This window comes from Nitrosovibrio sp. Nv17 (genome assembly GCF_900119085.1).
Lineage (GTDB): Bacteria > Pseudomonadota > Gammaproteobacteria > Burkholderiales > Nitrosomonadaceae > Nitrosospira.
Window position 1 is genome coordinate 1 of the sequence record NZ_FPIQ01000040.1, and the last position, 5425, is coordinate 5425.

Annotated in this window: 6 protein-coding genes; all 6 read right to left on the bottom strand. The window is 59.7% G+C overall.

The window, feature by feature from the left end:
• Positions 1–251: hypothetical protein (locus BT108_RS13090; RefSeq protein WP_218184878.1), on the bottom strand; the 251-nt coding region annotated here is incomplete at its 3' end.
• Positions 248–493, bottom strand: a complete 246-nt coding sequence (locus BT108_RS13095) for a hypothetical protein (protein WP_177257323.1) — start codon at positions 491–493, stop codon at positions 248–250. The genes BT108_RS13090 and BT108_RS13095, both read right to left, overlap by 4 nt.
• 14 nt (positions 494–507) lie before the next feature.
• Positions 508–2145, bottom strand: coding sequence for a hypothetical protein (locus BT108_RS13100; protein WP_143142507.1), 1638 nt, complete (start codon positions 2143–2145; stop codon positions 508–510).
• Positions 2142–3092, bottom strand: a complete 951-nt coding sequence (locus BT108_RS13105) for a hypothetical protein (protein WP_072295002.1) — start codon at positions 3090–3092, stop codon at positions 2142–2144. Before BT108_RS13105 ends, BT108_RS13100 begins: the two co-directional genes overlap by 4 nt.
• 116 nt (positions 3093–3208) lie before the next feature.
• Positions 3209–4297, bottom strand: a complete 1089-nt coding sequence (locus tag BT108_RS14210; RefSeq protein ID WP_083566464.1) for a PEP-CTERM sorting domain-containing protein — start codon at positions 4295–4297, stop codon at positions 3209–3211.
• 138 nt (positions 4298–4435) lie between these two features.
• A partial coding sequence (locus tag BT108_RS13115; protein ID WP_143142508.1) for a recombinase family protein occupies positions 4436–5425 on the bottom strand: 990 nt, incomplete at its 5' end.

Below are 5425 nucleotides of genomic sequence, written 5' to 3' on the forward strand. Positions count from 1 at the left end.
ATCGTATCTCGCGCCACACGGCTGTGGATTCGCTTCACCCGGCCATCGAGACGGTCCATTTCGCGCACGTCGAGGATGGCCTGCCGCAGATCCGGATCCACCCACAGCAGCCGGTGCATGTACTTCACCTGGCTCTCGGGCGTGGGGCGACGGCCTTTCTCGCTCGTGGCCGCGGCGACGCCCGCGGTCTCCTGAGGCAGGGATGGATCGCGCCGGGCCAGCCGGGGGAAGATTCGGGCCAGCAGGTTCATGGGAGATCCTTTTTGAGCAACTGCACCGATTTCACGTTGCGCCAGCCGTCTATCAGCCCGGCCTTCACCAGGTTGCTGATCTGCGCCACCAGTTCCGGCATGTGCGTGAGCACCAGGCGACGGTTCTCCGCGACGCGGAGCCGCTCCGCCTCGCTGAGCGGCGCAGGCCTGCGCGCCGGCGTGGTGTCAGTTCGGACATCCGGAGTGGTCGAGGCGACCTCCGGGACTATCTTCCCTTTCATCCTGGCATACTCGTTCATTGCGTTTGTCCTATCGCGGCGCGCGCACCCAGCAGCTGCGCGCGCGTCTGCGTGCGAAAGCCCGCTGCGGCGGGAATGTCCTCCGCTCCGCGCGTCACCAGCGCCCACACGCTGGCGCAGGCCGCATCGAACAGGTCGTCGCCGACCTTCTCGTTCGCCATCCGGTAGCTGGCGTAGCTTGCCTTCGTGGCCACCGCCTTGATGTTCCCCAGCTGCCGCACGAACGCCACCCAGTCCGGCGGGCCTGAGAGGGTGCTGCCGGCTGGCAGCCGCCGGGTACTGGCGGTTTCGCGCGCCTCCTCGATGTCGCGGCTGTCGTCGAACCAGGGAATCGCCGCCTGTCCGTTATGGAAAGCCGCCCGCAGGGCCGTGGCCATGCCGTGCTTGACCATGCCCTCGAAGCGGATCGGGGAGAATGGCCATCCCATCCAGGTACTCGCCGTGCTCTGTCCGTCGCCGACGGTGCGCCGGTCGATCTCGGTCAGCCCCTTGGCGTACAGCCGATCGTTCAGGCTGGTGAGCATGCCCAGCCCATAGGCGTCACCCATCGCATAGTCCGGACGGAAGTAACTCCACAGCCCCAGCAGATCCATTTCCACCACCTTGTCGTCGGTACCGGCCGGCCACGATTTGACGAACGGAAAGGTCGCGAAGCTGCCGACCTGTTCGGAGACCACCAGTGCCGAGCGCGAGGCCGTCAGGCTCTCTCCATGCCCGCTGTGGTCGTAGCCGAAGGCGATCAGGCCACTTTTCCGGTAGCGTGCGCCGGGTAGCGGCTCTGCAATCTGCAGCCGCGCCTGGAGGCCGACAGCCATCGCCTGGCGGATGAATTTTTCCCAGATATGGTTCTGCGCGGAAACATTGCGGCACAGGAATTGGCGGATGAATTCCCCCGAAGGCAGTTGGGTGCGCATCTCCATCACGAACGCCTGATTGAGGATGCCCATCTCGGTGCCCAGGTAGACGTTGACGATGGGCAGCAGGTGATACTGCCCGGAGTCGATCATCTGCTGCAGCACGTCCGCTCCCTTGAAGACGCCGGTGACGCGAATCTGCGGCTTGAACGAAACCGCCGCGGATGCGCCCATGCGACGTGCACCGCCCAGCATGGGGAGGAATCGCGACATCAGCCTGTCCTGTGGCAGGTCGTCCACTTCGTCGATGCTGGCGACCGAAATGCCGTCGCCGTCGATCTGGCTCATGATGCCGTAGGCGGCCGCACGCGAGCCGTTGGCAAACTGGTAGCGTGTGTCCGTCAACTGCTCCCGGCCGGACTTGTACGCCATGTAGGCTCGCAGGGGCGGAGAACGCCGAATGGCATCCAGATGGTAGTTGAGATTGCCCTGGGCCTGCTGCAGCCGGGGTGTCACGATCCCCAGCTCCTGCATCGGCGTGGTGGCTAGATGCTTCAGGCAGTAGAGTTCCTTCACCGCCGTCTTGCCGGTACGCCGGCAAGAGACGTCGATGGTGTTCGCATGCGCATCCATCTCGATGCACTTGAGCAACTGCACCGGATCGAGCTCGACATTGTGGATGTGCTTGTGCCACAGCAGGTGATCGTCCCGGTACCGCAGGATCTCGACCTCGGCACGGCTCTGGCAGCGCAGGCGCTCGCTGGCGGTGACCCGGGTCAACCCTGGCCCCCACTGTCCTGCTGGTATTCGATGAGCACAGGATCGACATCTGTCTGCCGGTTGGCGCGCATCACCCGTTCGGCCATCGACTCGAGCAGCTGCACGGTGCGTTGCCGGAAGGCATCGGCACCTTCCCGGGTTTCCTGTTCGTGCGCCAGGCGTCCGGCCTCCTGATCTTCTGCCTCGATCGCCTTGTGTGTCATGCCCATGTCCTGTAAAGACAGGTTTGCCCGCGTCAGGAGCTCCCCCAGAGGACGGAACAATGGATGCGCGGACACATCCTTGATGACGTGACGACGGCCATCCTCATCGGTATATTCCGCCACTACCAGCTGCTGGCTTTCTTTATCCACGTACCACTGCGGCGCCTCGATCTTGACACCGTCTCCAACGATCGTCTGAATGATTTGCTGTACCACAGCGAGCACCGAGGCTTGCAAATCGGCGTAGATGCCCATCAGGTGCTTTGGGTTGCGCTGGTCGAAGGCTGCGTGGTGCAGCATGAAAAGCTCGGTCTTTTTCACGCAGGCCGGTTGCGCCGCGCAATGGACGCGATCGACGTCACATGTCTTGCAGAAGTCGTAGCCGTCGGGTTTTGCGGGAAAATAGGTGGCCGTGCGAGCAGCCAAGCCGTGCTTCATCGCGTTGAAGCGGGTGCGCTGTGTTTCCTCGGGGGTGGGATGCCCCGTCAGGTTTGCCGCCGCGGCGGTTTTCCCTTCGTGCGAACGGGGGCCGGTGGCACGCGCCCAGGCCTTCAGCAGCCCGCGTTCCCAGCCCGTCTGATCGCACTCCACTTCGCACCGGGGACATGTGCCGTGGTAGCTGAAGGGATGGTGCTCTTGCTCAGGTGCATCCTCCACCCGTACAGGTGCTGCCTTGAACGTGCGGCAGCAGCTCGGGCAGTGAAACGTGATTTCGGAGAGCGGTTGGGAGCGGTCTTTCGCCATACTGCGCAGTATCGCGCGTCATGGCAAGCCGGAAACAGGGAGGATTGCGGCGAAACAAGAAACCTCCAATGGGGGGTTTCTTGTTTGGGCGTTCGAGAAAAAATTACCCTTGCTATTTATTGGCCTTGCTTACGTCGTTGCCTGAGTCCCAGTAGACCGAGGCCAGCCAGGAGCATGACGTATGCTTCAGGTTCCGGGACAGGAGAGAGCAGTACCGCGACTTGCGTGCCCGACACGGGATGATGTGCGAGGGCGGTGATCCATCCGGAATCATTGATATCCACAGCGGAATATAGCACCCACCCTGCATGCACGATCTCCGGATCCAATTGACTATTCAGATCGATAGGTGTGGAACCATTCCAAAGCGTGGCATACGAATAGCCATCGCCGAAATCTGTCCTTCCGATGACCTGTCCCAAATTGTTGATCCCATTAGCTACGCTTATACCGCTCCCCAGATTGTCCAGGGCGTCCAATACTCCGTTCTCCCATATATAGGATCCGCCCTGTCCTTGGATCAGGATTTGCCCGGCATCGTTGATGTCATTAGCGATGCTGCGGCCACTAAGGCTGCTGGCAAGGTTAACTACGTTACCGTCCTCCCAGAGTACGGCCTGAATTACAGATCCCGTACTGCTGTTCCCAACTAGCTGACCAGAATTATTGATGGCATTGACGATACCCGCACTATGGCCACTTAACAGCGGAAGAATGACAGGATCTGCTGTAGCATTGGCCCATAAAATTGGGATGGAGCCGTTATAAATTCCAGCGATTTGTCCCGAATCGTTCACCGCCGTTGCAACACTTTCGTAGGTCCCGATTGGATCCTTCAGAAAACTTAAGTTATTGCCTTGCCAGAGTGCTGCTGTATTGCGGCCAGAATACGTATAAAGATTGCCGACGATCAAGCCAGTATTGCTGATATCGCGTAGGTAACCCCACGTGGAGTTGGGTGGAAGAAAAGGGTTTTTGACAACGCCATCTCCCCATACTATAGGGCGAGATGGGACGTCCGCAGCTGCTGGCCTCCAATCGCCCACGACGACTGAACTGTTGTTGATACTCGTGACACTAGTGCTAGCAAGCAGCCCTCCTACTTTTTCGCTTAGATCTATGAAGGTATAGGCAGCATATGCATAGCTGGAAGTCAGCAGCATCAGTGAACCAATGGTAGTACCCAAGTGACGTAGAATAGTCATGGTGATCTCCAGAATGATTTAGGTTGAATGGAACCCCTCAAAGGTAAGGAGCCTCCTCTACCGTAAACCAAATCTGGAAGATTTCAATGGCTCATTCGGTTTCCATAGCCTGCGTGTATGTTTGCCGATACTGTGCCTCTATGCGACTTTATAAAAGAATTTTTCTGGCAGTGGAATCTTGAGCATGGCGGTTCGTAGTGAGATTCGGTCGGGGAGCCACCAGGTCTTGCCACGAACCACATCGAATCCATCTGGATTCACCAATTTGTCGGCCTGGTATTCGATCCGCAGTCCTTCCTCCAGCACCACGATGCGCTCGATGAACGAGCCGAAGAACCGCCGCAGCTTGTTCACATCGCGCGTGGTCGTCACGATATCCCTCATCATCTCGGCCATCGCCTGAACGTCGCTATCGCTGATGAGGGAGCGGGTATCCGGGATCTCCTCATCCTCCAGGACGGCCAGCTTTGCAACCAGGCCCCGCTGCTCCTCCTTCAGGCTGTGGAGATTCTCCAGCAGTTCGGGCACGTTAGGTGCATTCTTCCCCTGGGTCTCCAGGATCTCGGACACGTTTCTCAGCCTGCCGTCGACGTCGCGCTTTTTCTTGGCCAACGCTTCCAGCTGGCGATCGCGGTTCCGCAGGTACTCGCTGGTGAGCTCCTGGAGTTCGGCGATCGCCTCCACCAGGCGCTCGCGCGTGAGGATGCGGTCGAGGATGCACTCGATCAGCCATTCGTCGAGCTCGTGTGCCGCGATGCGGCGGTCCTTGCAGCCGGCGCCTTTCTGGGCGGACTGGCAGTTATAGTAGTAATAGCGCCGCTTGTTGCGCCCCGTGGCGTTCTCCGTGCGTAGCGCCAGGCCGCACCTTCCGCAGCGCAGCAGGCCCGTGAAGACGAACTGGCTGTGCGGCGAGCCGCCGTTTCCCGAGGGTGCCCGCTCCTCGAATAGCTCCTGTGTTCTCATGAATATCTCCTCCTCGATGATCGCAGGGTGGCTCTGCGTGATGATCCAGTTTTTCCTGGGCCTGATTTTTCCGGTCAGGTGATTGGTTCGATTGAAGATCGTCTTCCCGGTGTACACCTCGTTTTTCAACGTGGCCGCGACGAGATTCTTGTTCCATTTCTTGAA